Source organism: Nocardioides mangrovicus (genome assembly GCF_003674065.1).
GTDB classification, from domain to species: Bacteria; Actinomycetota; Actinomycetes; order Propionibacteriales; family Nocardioidaceae; genus Marmoricola; species Marmoricola mangrovicus.
Map to the genome: position 1 here is coordinate 530198 of NZ_RDBE01000001.1, position 14774 is coordinate 544971.

General features: G+C 72.9%; 13 protein-coding genes. 11 read left to right on the top strand and 2 right to left on the bottom strand.

The features are described 5' to 3' along the window. Nucleotides 1-5: 5 nt before the first annotated feature. The 10 genes from D9V37_RS02670 (at nucleotide 6) to D9V37_RS02715 (ending at nucleotide 12832) form a co-directional block, all read left to right on the top strand. A complete protein-coding gene (locus D9V37_RS02670) occupies nucleotides 6-809 on the top strand; it encodes an FAD binding domain-containing protein (RefSeq protein WP_121804550.1) in 804 nt (267 codons plus the stop codon). Beyond that, nucleotides 806-1282 carry a (2Fe-2S)-binding protein gene (locus tag D9V37_RS02675; RefSeq protein WP_121804551.1) on the top strand — a complete coding sequence of 159 codons (477 nt, stop codon included), beginning with the start codon at nucleotides 806-808 and terminating at the stop codon, nucleotides 1280-1282. The genes D9V37_RS02670 and D9V37_RS02675 overlap by 4 nt, the downstream gene beginning before the upstream one ends. Next, nucleotides 1279-3657: an aerobic carbon-monoxide dehydrogenase large subunit gene (cutA, locus tag D9V37_RS02680; RefSeq protein WP_121804552.1), complete on the top strand. Its 2379-nt coding sequence runs from the start codon at nucleotides 1279-1281 to the stop codon at nucleotides 3655-3657. The genes D9V37_RS02675 and cutA overlap by 4 nt, the downstream gene beginning before the upstream one ends. Then, a complete protein-coding gene (locus D9V37_RS02685) occupies nucleotides 3654-4274 on the top strand; it encodes an SRPBCC family protein (protein ID WP_121804553.1) in 621 nt (206 codons plus the stop codon). The genes cutA and D9V37_RS02685 overlap by 4 nt, the downstream gene beginning before the upstream one ends. Continuing rightward, entirely contained in the window at nucleotides 4275-5693 is a 1419-nt protein-coding gene (locus tag D9V37_RS02690) for an amidase (protein ID WP_121804554.1), read from the top strand. Between the two features lie 392 nt (nucleotides 5694-6085). After that, on the top strand, nucleotides 6086-6976 hold the full coding sequence (locus tag D9V37_RS02695; protein ID WP_121804555.1) for an NAD-dependent epimerase/dehydratase family protein: 891 nt from the start codon (nucleotides 6086-6088) through the stop codon (nucleotides 6974-6976). 16 nt (nucleotides 6977-6992) lie between these two features. Continuing rightward, nucleotides 6993-7661 carry a lysophospholipid acyltransferase family protein gene (locus D9V37_RS02700; RefSeq protein ID WP_121804556.1) on the top strand — a complete coding sequence of 223 codons (669 nt, stop codon included), beginning with the start codon at nucleotides 6993-6995 and terminating at the stop codon, nucleotides 7659-7661. A 174-nt stretch (nucleotides 7662-7835) separates the two neighbouring features. Continuing rightward, complete coding sequence (locus D9V37_RS02705; protein WP_121804557.1) at nucleotides 7836-8780, top strand: DUF559 domain-containing protein; 945 nt, start codon at nucleotides 7836-7838, stop codon at nucleotides 8778-8780. 123 nt (nucleotides 8781-8903) lie between these two features. Further along, complete coding sequence (locus tag D9V37_RS02710; protein ID WP_121804937.1) at nucleotides 8904-10943, top strand: hydantoinase/oxoprolinase family protein; 2040 nt, start codon at nucleotides 8904-8906, stop codon at nucleotides 10941-10943. Further along, nucleotides 10940-12832 (top strand): hydantoinase B/oxoprolinase family protein, encoded by a 1893-nt coding sequence (locus D9V37_RS02715; protein WP_121804558.1) that lies wholly within the window; start codon nucleotides 10940-10942, stop codon nucleotides 12830-12832. Before D9V37_RS02710 ends, D9V37_RS02715 begins: the two co-directional genes overlap by 4 nt. Before the next feature lies 1 nt (nucleotide 12833). On the opposite strand, the gene D9V37_RS02720 is transcribed toward D9V37_RS02715, so the two are convergent. Beyond that, nucleotides 12834-13727, bottom strand: a complete 894-nt coding sequence (locus D9V37_RS02720; RefSeq protein ID WP_121804559.1) for an SMP-30/gluconolactonase/LRE family protein — start codon at nucleotides 13725-13727, stop codon at nucleotides 12834-12836. A 51-nt stretch (nucleotides 13728-13778) separates the two neighbouring features. Between D9V37_RS02720 and D9V37_RS02725 the strand changes: the two genes are divergently transcribed. After that, nucleotides 13779-14180 carry a cupin domain-containing protein gene (locus D9V37_RS02725; protein WP_121804938.1) on the top strand — a complete coding sequence of 134 codons (402 nt, stop codon included), beginning with the start codon at nucleotides 13779-13781 and terminating at the stop codon, nucleotides 14178-14180. Here D9V37_RS02725 and D9V37_RS02730 read toward each other — a convergent pair. Next, nucleotides 14177-14716 carry a hypothetical protein gene (locus D9V37_RS02730; protein WP_121804560.1) on the bottom strand — a complete coding sequence of 180 codons (540 nt, stop codon included), beginning with the start codon at nucleotides 14714-14716 and terminating at the stop codon, nucleotides 14177-14179. The two genes, D9V37_RS02725 and D9V37_RS02730, sit on opposite strands and share 4 nt — an antisense overlap. Between the last annotated feature and the right edge of the window lie 58 nt (nucleotides 14717-14774).

Below are 14774 nucleotides of genomic sequence, written 5' to 3' on the forward strand. Positions count from 1 at the left end.
CTCCTGTGAAGCCGGCCCCCTTCGCGTTCGTCCGCCCCCGCTCCCTCGAGGAGGCACTCGAGGTCCTCGGCGCGCATCCTGACGCCAAGGTGCTGGCCGGCGGCCAGAGCCTGGTGCCGCTGCTCACGATGCGGCTGGCCGCGCCGGCGATGCTGGTCGACATCAACGCCGTGCCCGACCTCGACCGCATCTCCTGCGACGACGACGGGGTGCGCATCGGTGCCCTCGTGCGCCACGCCGCGCTGCTGCGCGACGAGGACGCCGCGCGTACGCAGCCGTTGCTGCGTCTCGCGCTCAGCCACGTCGCGCACCCGACCATCCGCAACCGCGGCACCACGGTCGGCTCGATCGTCCACGCCGACGCCGCGGCCGAGATGCCCGCGGTGCTGGCGCTGCTGGGCGGCTCGGTCGAGGTGGCCTCGGTCCGCGGCCGGCGCACCATCGAGGCCGCCGACCTCTTCGCCGGCCCGCTGGAGTCGACCCTCGCGCACGACGAGATCGCCGTCTCGGCGTGGTTCCCGGCGCTGCGTCCGGGCGAGCGGGTCGGCTTCGCCGAGATCGCCCGCCGGCACGGCGACTACGCGATGTGCGGAGTCGCCGCGCTGGTCGGGCCCGAGCGCACCCGGGTCGCCTACCTCTCGGTCGAGGAGGTGCCGACCATCGTCGACCTCACCGGGGTGGCGCCCGACGACGTCGGCGAGGCCGCGCTGGCCCACCTGGACCCGCAGCCCGACATCCACGCCACCGCGGCCTACCGGTCCCAGCTGGTGCGCGTGCTGACCCGCCGCGTCCTCGAGCAGGCCGCATGAGCGAGGAGCTCCACGAGATCACGCTGCGGGTCAACGGCCACGACCACGCCGTCGCGGTGCCGGCGCGGCGGCTGCTCTCCGACGCGCTGCGGCTCGACCTCGGCCTCACCGGCACCCACGTCGGCTGCGAGCACGGCGTCTGCGGGGCCTGCACGGTGCTCCTCGACGGGGCGCCGACGCGCGCGTGCCTGATGTTCGCGGTCTCGGCCGTCGAGGCCGAGATCACCACGGTGGAAGGGCTCTCGCAGCCAGACGGCTCGCTCGGCCCGGTGCAGCAGGCGTTCAAGGACTGCCACGGCCTGCAGTGCGGCTTCTGCACGCCCGGTTTCCTCACCACCATCACCGCCGGGCTCGAGGAGAACCCGCATCCCACGCGCGATGAGGCGCGGGAGATGGTCGGCGGCAACCTGTGCCGCTGCACGGGGTACCAGAACATCGTCGCGGCCGTGTTGAAGGCGGCCGAGCTGCGGTGACCACGAAGCTCTTCGGCACCAAGGTGCCGCGCGTGGAGGACGACCGGCTGCTGCGCGGGCAGGGCCGCTACGTCGGCGACGTGTTCTCCGGTCAGGACGCGCTGCACGCGGCCGTGCTACGCAGCCCCCACGCTCACGCCCGCATCCTCGACATCGACGTGGAGCCGGTGCTCGACGTCGAGGGCGTCGTGGCCGTCTACACCTACGACGACCTCGAGGACGCGATGGGCGAGCCGCTGCCGCTGCTCATCCCGCACCCGACGCTCACGCACGGCCGCACGCAGTACGCGCTGGCCAAGGACGAGGTGAACTACGCCGGCGAGGCGGTGGCGTTCGTGGTGGCCACCGACCGCTACGTGGCCGAGGACGCCGTCGCCCGGATCCGGGTGCGCTACGAGCCGTTGCCCGCGGTGGTGGGCATCGCGGCCTCGCGCGCGGCCGAGCACCTGGTGCACGACGACGTCCCGGGCAACGTCGGCGCCCGCATGGAGCAGCACAACGGCGACGCGCCCGCCGAGATCGCGAAGGCGCCGCACACGCTCACCTTGGACCTCGACGTCGAGCGCAGCGCGTGCACGCCGCTGGAGGGCCGCGGCGTCGCCGCCCGCTGGGACCCCGACCAGCAGCGGCTGCAGGTGTGGTCGTCCACGCAGACCGCCACCGGCGTGCGGGCCGCGGTGGCCGCCAAGCTCGGGCTGGACCTGCGGGCGGTCGACGTCATCACCCCCGACGTCGGCGGCGGGTTCGGGGTCAAGATCAACCACCCGTGGCCCGAGGAGCTGCTGGTGCCGCTGGCCGCGATGCGGCTGGGCCGGCCGGTCAGCTACGTGGAGGACCGCCGCGAGCACTTCGTGGCCAGCGCCCACGAGCGCGCGCAGGTGCAGCACATCGAGGTCGGCTTCGACGACGAGGGACGCCTCCTCGGCCTCGACGTGATGTTCTGGCACGACCACGGCGCCTACACGCCGTACGGGCTGATCGTCCCGATCATCACCAGCACGCAGCTGCTCGGGCCCTACAAGCCGCGCGCCTACCGGGTCGTGTTCGAGAGCATCTACACCAACACCGTGATCGTCACGCCCTACCGCGGCGCCGGCCGGCCCCAGGGCGTCTACGCCATGGAGCGCACGATGGACGCGATCGCGGCCTACCTCGGCAAGGACCGCACCGAGGTGCGTGCGGTCAACTTCATCCAGCCCGACGAGTTCCCCTACGAGCACGGCCTGGTCTTCCAGGACGGGCGGCCGCTGACCTACGACTCCGGCGACTACCCGGCGTCGCTGGAGAAGATCAAGCAGCTGGTCGGCTGGGACGAGTTCCCCCAGTACCGCAAGGAGATGGCGGCCCAGGGACGTCGCGTCGGCATCGGGCTGGCCTGCTACGTCGAGGGCACCGGAGTAGGGCCCTACGAGGGCGCGCACGTGCACATCGAGACCTCCGGGAAGGTCAAGGTGGCCACGGGGCTGACTTCGCAGGGACAGGGCCACCAGACCGTGTTCGCGCAGCTGGTGGCCGACGAGCTCGGGGTGCGGTTCGAGGACGTCGAGGTGGTCACCGGCGACACCCGGCGGATGCCGTACGCCGTCGGCACGTTCGCCTCGCGCGCGGCGGTGATGAGCGGTTCGGCCATCCACCTGGCCGCCAAGCGGGCCAAGGAGAAGGCGCTGCGGATCGCCGCCGAGGCGCTGGAGGCCGACGTCGACGACCTCGAGATCACCGACGGCGTGGTCTCGGTCAAGGGCGCGCCCGGTGCGTCGATCTCGCTCGGCACGGTGGCGGTGCTGTCGAACCCGCTGCGCTACGCCTTCGACGAGGCCTCCAAGTCGGCCACCCAGTTCGCCGTGGGCGACCCGGACAAGCCGCCGGTCGCACCGGGGGAGGAGCCGGGCCTGGAGGGCAAGGACTTCTACTCACCCGAGCGCTCGACCTTCGCCAGCGGCATGCACGCGGTGATCGTCGAGACCGACCCGGACACGGCCGAGATCACGATCCTCAAGTACGCGGTGGTGCACGACTGCGGGCACCTGATCAACCCGATGATCGTGGAGGGCCAGATCCACGGCGGGGTGGCGCAGGGCGTCGGCGGTGCGCTGTACGAGCGGATGGTCTACGACGAGAACGGCCAGCTGCAGAACGCCTCCTTCATGGACTTCCTGATGCCCTACGTGAGCGAGGTGCCCGAGACCATCGACATCGACCACCTCGAGACCCCCTCGCCGCTCAACCCGCTGGGCATCAAGGGCGCGGGGGAGGCCGGCGTCATCCCCTCGGCGGCGCTGTTCGCCTCCGCGATCGAGGACGCCGAGGGCATCGAGATCACCGCGATGCCGATCAGCCCCAGCGACCTGTTCACGCTGCGAGAGGAGCACCGATGAGGATCACCGGAGAGAACACGATCGCCGCCCCCGTGCAGCAGGTCTGGGACGCGCTGCTCGACCCGCGGGTGCTGGTGCGCACCATCCCCGGCTGCTCGCGGCTGGAGGAGACGGCCGAGCACGCCTACGCCATGACGGTCACCGCGGGCGTCGCGGCCATCAAGGGCACCTACGACGGCACCTGCGCGCTCTCGGACCTCCACGAGCCCTCCTCGCTGACGATGCGCCTGGACGGCTCCGGGGCGCCCGGCACGGTCGGTGCGACGGTGGAGGTGAGCTTCGGCGACAACGGCGACGGCACCACGCTGCTGCACTACGACGCCGACGCGGTGGTCGGCGGGATGGTCGGGGGCGTCGGGCAGCGGATGCTCACCAGCGTCTCGAAGCGGATGGCCGCGGAGTTCTTCACCCAGGTGGAGCGGGCGATCACCGACCCCTCGCAGGTCGAGGAGGTTGCGCCGGCCACCGTCTCGGAACCGAAGGGAGACAGGGTCTTCACCCCACCGTCGCGTCCTCCCGGCTCGCTGAACGAGCGTTCCTTCCTCACCGGCATCGCCGTCGGTGCGGGACTGGTGTTGCTCGGCGTCGTGGCCGGCCGGATCACGCGCCGCGTCTAGATGGATACGTACGCCTCGGCCCGGGCGATGGTGGCCGCGACCACCGCGGGCGAGATCTCGGCGGAGGAGCTGCTCGAGCTGCACCTGGCGCGCATCGCCGAGGTGAACCCGCGCGTCAACGCGATCGTCTCCCTCGACGCCGACCGCGCCCGCGAGGCCGCCCGGGCCGCCGACCGGCGCCGCTCGGCGCGCGGCCCGCTGTTCGGACTGCCGTTCGCCGTCAAGGACACCCACGACGCCGAGGGGTGGCCGACTACGTGCGGCTCGCCGATCCTGCGCGACAACGTCGCCACCGGCAGCGACCTGCTGGTCGAGCGCATCATCGCCGCCGGGGCCGTGGTGATCGGCAAGACCAACGTGCCGGAGTTCGCGGCCGGCTCGCACACCTTCAACCCGATCTTCGGCACCACGCTCAACCCCTGGGACCTGGGCCGCTCGGCCGGCGGCTCGTCGGGCGGTGCGGCCGCTGCCCTGGCCTCGGGGATGGTCGCGCTGGCCGACGGTTCCGACATGGGCGGCTCGCTGCGCAACCCCGCCTCCTTCAACGGCGTCGTCGGGCTGCGGCCCTCGCTGGGGCGCGTGCCGACCTGGCCCAGCGACAACTACTGGGAGACGGTCTCGGTGGCCGGCCCTCTCGCCCGCACCGTCGACGACCTGGCGCTGCTGCTCTCGGTGATCGCCGGCCCCGACCCGCGGGTGCCGACCGCGCTCGGCGAACCCGGCTCGACCTTCGCCCCCGCGGTGGCCGGGTCGCTGGCCGAGGTGCGGGTGGCGCTCTCGGTGGATCTCGGCGGCCTGCTCGACGTCGACGTCGAGGTGGCCCGGGTCGTCGAGGAGGCGGCCGGACCGCTCGGCGCCGCAGGCGCCTCGGTGCGATCGGCCTACCCCGACCTCAGTCGCGCCGACGGGGTGTTCCGCACGCTGCGGGCCTGGCTGTTCCACCACGGGCTCGGGCCGCTGCTGGCCGACCACGCCGATCGGATGAAGCCGTCGCTGGTGGCCAACATCCGGGCCGGGGAGAGCCTCACCGGCGAGGACGTCGCCCGGGGTTACGCCGGTCGTAGTGCGCTCTCGGACACGATGCGCACGTTCTTCGCCGACTACGACGTACTGGCGCTGCCGGTCTCGCAGGTGGCGCCGTTCCCGGCCGACCAGGAGTTCCCGACGTCTATCAACGGCCGGGCGATGGAGGACTACCTGGCCTGGATGCGCTCGGCCTACGTCATCACCACCACCGGCTGCCCGGCGATCTCGGTGCCGGCCGGGTTCACCCGCGACGGCCTGCCGGTGGGGCTGCAGCTGGTGGGTCCCCACGGCAGCGAGCGGCGGCTGCTGGAGATCGCCGCGGGGTTCGAGTCGGCCACCGGGCTGCGCGACCTCGCCGCCCAGCGCCGGCCCCTCGACCGACTGGCGGTATGAGTCCACAGCGACGTTCGCGGCCTGTGGATCCGAGACCCTTCCTGTGGATCTCGGCGGTCCATCGGTGGACGACTCGCGCCCGTTGCTCCCATCGCCGAGAAAGTTCCCCCGATCCCTTGCGCCGCGCCGAGCGCGGCGCATAGACATCTCCTCACGCCGTCCTCTGCTGAGGGCGGACGGACCCCGGGGTGGGGGATCCGATTCGGTGTCCGGCTGGGGCCGGCACACCGCGGTGGTGGGTGACGAGGCCACCGGGATCCGGTGCCGCCACGGGGCCTGGGCTGGAACGTCACCGCTCTCCGGCCCCGAAGAGCCCCAGCGCCTCATACCCGCTGGGGCTCTTCGCGTCCCGCCCCACCGGGCGTGACGCCTCTCGTGACACTGTGAGGGTCATGAGTGCCCCCGTCTCGGTTCTGGTCACCGGCGCCAACGGTCTGGTCGGCAGCGCGGCCTGTGCCGCTCTCGCCGAGCGCGGCGTGCGCGTACGCGCGTTGGTGCGGCGCTCCGGCACCGCGCCGCAGCTCGACGGCCTCGAGGAGCTGGTGGGCGACTTCGCCGACCCGCGCACGGCGCGTGCCGTCCTGGAGGGCGCCGGCGCGCTGGTCACCACCGTCCACCCGATGGGCTCCGACCTGGCCACCCAGCAGCGCATCGGCGTCGAGGGCACCGAGGTGATCGCACGCGCCGCGGCCGAGGCCGGCCTGGAGCGTCACGTGCACCTCTCCACCACCGCGGCCTACGACCGCAGGCCCGGCGTCGGCGACGTCGACGAGAGCTCCGACCTGGCCGCCGACGACGCCGGTGACTACGCCGTCACGAAGCGAGACACCGACCGCGCGATCGCCGCGGTCGAGGGCACCACCCGCATCCTGGTGCGCCCGCCGTGCATCCTGGGCCCGGGCCCGACGTCGGTGTGGAACACGCTGCGACCCCGCCAGCTGCGCGAGGACCCGGGCTCGCGCCACGCCGTCGCCGAGGAGACCTGGGCCTGGGTGCACGTCCGCGACCTCGCGGCGTTCATCGCCGACGCCGCCACCGGGGCCCTCACCGGCCCGGAGCCGGGCGGATGCACCGCGGTGAACGTGGCCGGCGGCTCGGACACCTGGCGCGACTACCTGGGCACGGTCGCCGGTGCCCTCGGCGTCGAGGTCACCTGGGACGACCAGCCGGCCTGGACCGGACGCATCCTCACCGAGCGCGCCGCCTCGTGGGGCTGGGCACCGCAGGTCGGCCTCGACGACGCGCTCGCCGAGCTGGACGCGGAGCAGCGGACCGAGCGGTAACCGCTTGAATGGACCCATGCTCTACGGCCTGCTCCACGCGGTGGTGCCGCCCGTGGCCAAGGCCGTGTGGCGCCCGGAGGTCGTCGGCCTGGAGAACGTGCCGCGCACCGGCGGGGTGATCCTGGCCAGCAACCACCGCAGCTTCGCCGACAGCGTGGTGGTGCCGATCGTCGTCCCGCGCACCGTGGTCTACCTGGCCAAGCAGGACTACTTCACCGGCACCGGGGTGCGCGGCTACCTCACCCGCTCGTGGTTCGAGGCGATCGACATGCTGCCGGTCGACCGCGACGACGCCAAGGCCGCCATCGCCAGCCTCGACACCGCGCTCGAGGTGCTGGCCGACGGCAAGGCGTTCGGCATCTATCCCGAGGGCACCCGCTCGCGCGACGGCCGGCTCTACCGCGGCCGCACCGGCGTCGCCCACCTCGCCCTGACGGCCGGGGTGCCCGTGGTGCCGGTCGGCCTGCAGGGCACCGAGCGGCTGCAGCCCGTCGGCGCCCGGCTGCCGCGCCTGGCCAAGGTCCGCGTCGAGTTCGGCGAGCCCCTCGACTTCACCGGCCGCTTCGACGGCGTCCCTGCCGGCCGCGCCCGCCGCGAGGCCACCGACGAGATCATGGCCGCCATCGGCCGCCTCAGCGGCCAGGAGCCCGCCGGCGTCTACAACGAGCGCCCGGGCGGCTCCTGACGTCATACGAGGTGGTTGCTCCCGCGACCTCTTCGTATGACGTCACGCGCCGTCCCTCCCTGACGTCATACGAGGTGGTTGCTCCCGCGACCCCTTCGTATGACGTCAAGAGTTCTCCACAGGTCGCGCAGGGGTGGGTGGTGAGAGAGACCGACGCCGGGGAGCGTTCCGGTCGTGTTCACCTCTCCCGCCCGTCGTGCCCTCCGACTCGCCGAGCAACAGGTCGGTGTCGTCTCGCGACGTCAGCTCTACGGCCTCGGGGTGACACGGGGCGAGGTCCGGGCGCACGTGCGTGCCCAGCGCTGGCGGCGGGTGGGCACCCAGAGCGTCGCCGTCCACCTCGGACCCCTGCCGGTCGAGGCGCGGCGCTGGGCCGCCGTGTTCGAGGCCGGCCCGCGGGCGATGCTCGACGGACTCTCCGCGCTCGAGGCGGCCGGGTTGCAGCACGTCACCTCACCGCTGGTGCGGGTCTCGGTGCCGCGGGGCGCCAAGGTCCGGCCGGGCCACGGCCGGCGGTGGGGGTTCGACATCCGGCAGACCCGGCGCTGGAGCGCGGACGACCTCGAGGCCACGGGGATCCCGCGTACGCAGCCGGCGGTGGCCGCGGTCCGGGCCGCTCTGTGGGCCCGTTCGGCGAAGGAGGCCGCGCTGGTGCTCACCACCACGGTGCAGCAGCGGCTCGCCGTGGCCGACGACCTCGGCCGCGAGGCGCTGCGGATCAGGCGCGACCGGCGTCGTGGCCTCGTCCTGGCCGTGGTGATGGACCTGGTGGGCGGTGTGGAGTCCCTCGGCGAGCTGAACGTCGTCCGCGAATGCCGGCGGCGCGGCATCCCACCGCCCTCGCGCCAGGTGGTGCGCCGCACCCGCCGCGGCACCTACTACCTCGACCTGGTCTGGGAGGAGTGGAAGGTGGTGGTCGAGGTCGACGGCATCCAGCACCTGTGGGCGGGTCGCGTGGTCGATGACGCCCTGCGCCAGAACGCCGTCACCCTCACCGACGCCACCGTCCTGCGGCTGCCCCTGCTCGGGCTGCGCCTGGAGCCCGACGAGTTCTTCGCCCAGATCGTCGACGCCCTGCGAGCCGCCGGCTGCCCGGGTCTCGGCCGGCTGAGCGCCTGAGCAGCCCAGGACGTCATACGAGGTGGTTGCTCCCACGACCGCGACGTATGACGTCACGCGCCCGCTCCGGTCGGCAGGTTGTGCCGGTGAGCCCCGGGGAGGGTCCGGGCTTGAATGCGGTCCATGGCAGCACGGCGGCTCCGCATCGGCATCGACACCGGTGGCACGTTCACCGACGTCGTCGCGTTCGACGAGGAGAGCGGCGAGGTGATCACCACCAAGACCCCCTCGACGCCGAGCAACCCGGCCGACGGGTTCCTGGCCGGGGTGGAGAAGGTGCTGGAGCTGGCCGGCGACGCGGTCGTCAGCGCGATCAGCCACGGCACCACGGTGGCGACCAACCAGCTGCTCGAGGGCAAGGTCACCGCGCTCGGGTTCGTCACCAACACCGGCTACGAGGCGATGCTGGAGATCGCCCGGCAGTCGGTGCCCGACGGCTACGGCAACTCCTACTTCTGGGTGAAGCCCGACCGGATCGTGCCGCGCCACCTCGTGAAGGGCGTCGAGGGGCGCCTCGACGTCGACGGCGCCGAGGTGCGTGCCTTCGACGAGGCCGGTGCGCGCGAGGTGGCGCGCTGGTTCCGCGAGCAGGGCACCGACACCCTCGGCGTCTGCTTCCTGCACGCCTACGCGAACCCTGCGCACGAGGAGCGGATGCGGGAGATCCTGCGCGAGGAGCACCCCGACTGCGTGGTGTCGCTCTCGAGCCACGTGCTGCGCGAGTACCGCGAGTACGAGCGCGCCATGACCACGCTGGTCGACGCCGCCGTGAAGCCGCGGGTGAGCCGCTACGTCGAGTCCATCAAGCAGCGCCTCGCACCGTTCGGGCCGCCGCCGTTCTACGTCATGAAGTCCAACGGCGGCGTGCTGAGCGCCGACGAGGTCGTGCACCAGCCGATCACCACCGTGCTCTCGGGTCCCGCGGCCGGCGCGCTCGGCGCGGCGCTGATCGCCAGCGTCGCCGGCTACGACAAGGTGCTCACCAGCGACGGTGGCGGCACCTCCACCGACGTCAGCGTCGTCGTCGGCGGCGAGCCGACGCTCACCACCGAGGGCAGCGTCGGCGTCTACCCCAGCAAGATCCCGATGATCGACGTCGTCACCGTCGGGGCGGGCGGAGGTTCCATCGCCTGGCTCTCGCCGGAAGGGACGCTCAAGGTCGGCCCGCAGTCGGCCGGTGCCGACCCGGGGCCGCTCTGCTACGGCGCCGGCGGCACGGAGGTCACGGTCACCGACGCCCACGTCGTGCTGGGCCGCATCCCGCCGCACCTGCTGGGCGGGGAGATCCCGCTCGACGTCGACGCCGCGCACAAGGGCGTCGAGGCGCTGGCCGACAGCCTGGGGCTGAGCCCCGAGGCGGCCGCCGCCGGCGTCCTGGAGATCTCGGCGTGGAACCAGGCCAACGCGCTGCGCCAGGTGACGGTCAAGCGCGGCCTCGACGTCCGCGACTTCACCCTCACCACCTTCGGCGGCTCCGGCTCGCTGCTGCTGTGCCGGCTGATGGACGTGCTCGGCATCCCGCGCGTGCTGGTGCCGCCCGACCCCGGCAACGTCTCGGCGTTCGGTCTGCTCACCGTCGACGTGCGCGGCGACTACGTGCGCACGCACGTCTCGCTCGACCCCGACGCCGCCGAGGTGGCGGCCGTCTTCGAGGAGCTGAGCGCCGAGGCCGCCGCGGCGCTGGCCGGCGAGGGGTTCGCCGCCGAGCACCACCGCTTCGCCCGCACCGCCGACCTGCGCTACTTCGGCCAGGCCTTCGAGGTGCGCGTGCCGGCCGAGGGGCAGCTGGCCGACGTCGAGGCGGCCTTCCACGCCGAGCACCGCGCCCTCTACGGCTACGACTTCGCCGATGACCCCGGCCAGCAGGTGGAGTGGGTCAACCTCCGGGTCACCGGCATCGGGCCGATCCAGCGGCCGGAGATCTCCCGCTCGGTCGACGTGCCGACCCCGACCCATGAGACATCGACCAGGCCCGTCTGCTTCGACCCCGCCGCCGGCTACGTCGACACCCCGGTGCTGTGGCGGCCCGACCTGGCCGGGGGCACCGTGGTCGAGGGGCCGGCGATCCTGGAGGAGTTCGGCTCGACGGTGCCGATCCATCCCGGCTACGCCGCCCGCGTGGACGACTACCGCAACCTCATCGTCGAGAGGAGCGGCCGATGAGCCGCCGCGCACCGACTCAGTTCCCGTTCGGCACGCTCACCGACGACGCCGGGGCCGGCGCCGACCCGGTGCTGGTCGAGATCGTGCAGGGCTCGCTGGCCAGCGTCGAGATGGAGGTCGAGACCGCCATCGCCCGCACCAGCCGCAGCCCGATGATCCGCGACGCCCACGACTTCCGCGCCGGCATCCACGACCGGCTGCTGCGCAAGCTCACCGGACGCTCGTACTCGGCGCTGGTGCACCCGGTGGCACGCGACTTCCCGATCAAGGAGATGCGCGAGGGCGACGTCTTCTTCCACAACGACGTCTACCGCTCCGAGGGCGGCATCGGCCACCTGCCCGACCTGTGCGTCACGGTGCCGGTGTTCTCGGCCGGGCGCGTAGTCGCGTTCGTGCAGGCCTTCGGCCACCACGACGACATCGGCGGCGCGGTGCCGGGCTCGATGCCCAGCCAGGCCACCAGCGTCTTCGAGGAGGGGCTGATGGTCCCGCCGATCCGGCTGTGGGACGCCGGGGTGCCCAACCGCGCGGCGCTGACGATCATGACCCGCAACTCGCGGATGCCGGAGTCGCTGGCCGCGGACCTCGACGCCGAGTGCTCGGCCTGCCTGATGGGCGCGCGGCGGCTGGGCGAGCTCTTCGACCGCTACGGCGTCGACGTCGTGGAGTCCTGCTTCGACGCCATCATCGACCGCACCACGCAGACCTACCGCCGCGAGATCCTCTCCCAGATCCCCGTCGGGGAGTGGGTGTGGGAGGACTACGCCGAGCACGACGGCGTCGACGAGCCGCGGCTGCACACCCAGCGCATCACGCTGACCCGCACCGGCCCCGACGACCCCGACGGCGAGCGCCTGGTGCTCGACTTCGACGGCACCTCGCCGCAGGCCAAGGGCCCGATCAACCACGTCGGCGACGCCAGCGACGGGGTCTTCCTCAAGAAGTGGCTGGCGCCGATCCTGCGCAACCTGGCCGAGTCGCCGGAGCGGATGGCCGAGCTCGACGTCAACGAGGGCGTCGTGCCGCTCATCGAGATGCGGTTCCCCGAGCCGGGCACCCTGCTCACGCCGGTCTTCCCGGCGCCCACCAACGCCCGCACCTTCGTCATCCTGCGGCTGCTCGGCGTGCTCGCCGGCGTCGTGGCCAAGGCCGTGGACGGCCGGATGCCGGCCGACCAGGAGACCATCCGCTACACCGGCGTCTACGGCGAGGACCTCCAGGGCCGGCCCTACCTGATGCGCGAGGTGCTCGGCGGCGGCTCGGGTGGGCGCTACTACGCCGACGGCGAGGACACCATCCACGTCGTCCCCGACTCGCGGAACCTGCCGACCGAGTTCACCGAGGCGCGCTTCCCCTTCCGTGTCGAGTCGCTCGGCCTGGCCGTCGACTCGGGTGGGGCGGGGGAGTTCCGCGGTGGGCTGGGCTACGAGAAGCAGATCCGCATGCTGGCCGACGCACACTTCATGTCCATCGCCGACCGCTCGATCCTGGCCTGCTGGGGCGTCAAGGGCGGCCTGGCCGGCCAGCCGTTCCAGGTCACCATCGACCCCGGCGGCCCGCACGAGCGCGAGGTCGACGCCCTCGCCGACGCCGAGCCCGTCCGCGCCGGCGAGCTGATCCGCATCCGCACCACCGGCGGTGGTGGCTGGGGCGACCCGCTGCGTCGCGACCCCGCGCTCGTCGTCCGCGACGTGCAGTGGCAGAAGGTCTCGCCCGAGGCGGCGCTGGCCGACTACGGCGTCGTGCTCACCGACGACGGGTTCGACCCGGCGGCCACCGAGGCCGAGCGTGGCTCGCGCCCGGCCCCCGCCGAGGCGTTCTTCGACCGTGGGCCCGGCTACGCGCGCCTGGCCGGCGGCGCCGAGCACGCCGAGGTGGACACGCTCTGACTCAGGGCCGCCCGCCGTGCGGCACGTCGACCGTGCAGGTGCGGATCTCGGCCTCGCGGGCGGCGCTGCGGGCGTGCTCGTCGAAGTCGGGCGCGCAGCTCATGAACAGCGTGCGGCCGTCGCTGCCGCCGAGCATGCAGGCGAAGACGCCGGTGCCGGGGGAGATCTCCTCGAGGATCTCGCCGCCCTCGCGCACCCGGAGCACGCGGCCGTTGATGGCGTCGGCCAGCCAGAGCGCCCCCTCGACGTCGAGTCCGCAGCCGTCGGGGCCGACCGACGCCTGGTGGAGCGCCTCGGCGATCACGCGGGAGGTGGGCAGCTCGCCGAACTGCGCCCAGATCCGGCGGTTGGTGAGCGTGCCGTCGTCGGCGATGTCGAACGCGGACACGCGGTTGCCGAACGTCTCGTCGACCAGCAGCACGCCGTCGTCGGTGACGACGCTGCCGTTGGGGAACCACAGGTCGTCGGCCACCTGCTCCACCGTGCCGTCGGGGTCGACCCGCAGCAGGACGGTGGGCTCGATGTCGGCGCCGGCCATCAGGTCGAACCCGAAGTTGCCCAGCCACGCGCGCCCGTCGGCGTCGACCACCATGTCGTTGGGGTGGCCGGTGACGAAGGCCGAGACGTCGGCGTGCACGACCAGCGAGCCGTCGGTCTCGCGGCGCATCACCGAGCTGTCCTTCATCGAGACGTAAAGCAGCCGGCCGTCGGGCAGCCAGCCGATGCCGGAGGGCTGCTGCGGCACCTCGACCTCGGTGCGCAGGTCGCTGCCGTCCTCGCCGACCGAGTAGATGGCGTGGGTGTAGAAGTCGGCGAACCACAGCCGGCCCTCGTGCCAGCGCGGGCACTCGGTATAGGACATGCCGCTGACGAGCGTGGTGATCTCCCGGGTCATGGCGCGACCCTAGCCAGTCGTGTGACGGCGGTCACCGTCGACGATGGACGCATGCACCCGCTCGTCACCCGCCTCGACCTGCAGCCGCACCCCGAGGGCGGCTGGTTCCGGCAGACCTGGGCCTCACCGGAGACGGTGGTGCTGCCCGACGGCCGGGTGCGTCCGACCGCCACGCTGATCTACTTCTGGCTGCCGGCCGGAGAGTCCTCGGCTTGGCACCGCGTGCGCTCCGACGAGGTCTGGCTCGCACACACCGGCACGGTCACCCTCGAGCTTGGGGGCAGCGGACCCGAGCCCGCCGCCGTCACCACCCGGGTCGTCGGCCCCGAGGCCGACGCCCAGGCGGTGGTGGCCGCGGACGTCTGGCAGCGCACCGTCCCCGCCGTCGACGACGCGCTGGTCAGCTGCCTGGTCTCACCCGGGTTCGACTTCGCCGACTTCGAGCTGCTCTAGCTCTTCTTCTTCTCCTGGCGCTCCTGCCGCTTGGCCTGGCACGCGTCCTGACGCTGCGCGCGCTTCTTGGCGATCTTCTCGACCTTCTCGCCGTAGGTGCCGGACGCGGCGTCCGACATGACCTTGGCGACGGCGGCCTTGCGCTGCTCGCCGGCGGGCTGCTGGGCGGCGTCCTTCAGCGCGGCCTTGAGGGCGTCGGGGGCCTGGGCGCGCCAGTGGAGCCGCCGGTTCTCCCGCTTGAGCACGGCGATCTCGGTGGCCTGGCCGTAGTGGCCCTGCCGGGCCTCCTTGCGGACCTTGGTCAGCGCCTCGCGGCGCTCCTTGCCCTTCGGCTGCTGGCGTGCCGCCTTGAGGTCGGTCTTGAGAGAGGCCGGCGCCTTGGCGAGCGCGAAGCCGTGACCGCAGTGCGCGGTCTTGGTGGTGGCGGCCGACGAGGCGCCGGCGGAGTGGACGCCGGTGACGCCGGTGACGATGGCGCCGGTGGCGAGAGCGGCGGTGCCGAGCACCTTGCCGGTGAGGATGAGGGTTCCGTTCATGTCACGAGACGATGCCGGGCCCTGGTGACGGGCGGATCAGACCGAGGTACGGGTTCGG

Excerpts from the sequence above, each read along its gene's own strand:
- D9V37_RS02675 (WP_121804551.1), top strand. The coding sequence starts at position 806 with ATGAGCGAGGAGCTCCACGAGATCACGCTGCGGGTCAACGGCCACGAC.
- D9V37_RS02685 (WP_121804553.1), top strand. The coding sequence starts at position 3,654 with ATGAGGATCACCGGAGAGAACACGATCGCCGCCCCCGTGCAGCAGGTC.
- D9V37_RS02690 (WP_121804554.1), top strand. The coding sequence starts at position 4,275 with ATGGATACGTACGCCTCGGCCCGGGCGATGGTGGCCGCGACCACCGCG.
- D9V37_RS02695 (WP_121804555.1), top strand. The coding sequence starts at position 6,086 with ATGAGTGCCCCCGTCTCGGTTCTGGTCACCGGCGCCAACGGTCTGGTC.
- D9V37_RS02700 (WP_121804556.1), top strand. The coding sequence starts at position 6,993 with ATGCTCTACGGCCTGCTCCACGCGGTGGTGCCGCCCGTGGCCAAGGCC.
- D9V37_RS02710 (WP_121804937.1), top strand. The coding sequence starts at position 8,904 with ATGGCAGCACGGCGGCTCCGCATCGGCATCGACACCGGTGGCACGTTC.
- D9V37_RS02715 (WP_121804558.1), top strand. The coding sequence starts at position 10,940 with ATGAGCCGCCGCGCACCGACTCAGTTCCCGTTCGGCACGCTCACCGAC.
- D9V37_RS02720 (WP_121804559.1), bottom strand. The coding sequence starts at position 13,727 with ATGACCCGGGAGATCACCACGCTCGTCAGCGGCATGTCCTATACCGAG.
- D9V37_RS02725 (WP_121804938.1), top strand. The coding sequence starts at position 13,779 with ATGCACCCGCTCGTCACCCGCCTCGACCTGCAGCCGCACCCCGAGGGC.
- D9V37_RS02730 (WP_121804560.1), bottom strand. The coding sequence starts at position 14,716 with ATGAACGGAACCCTCATCCTCACCGGCAAGGTGCTCGGCACCGCCGCT.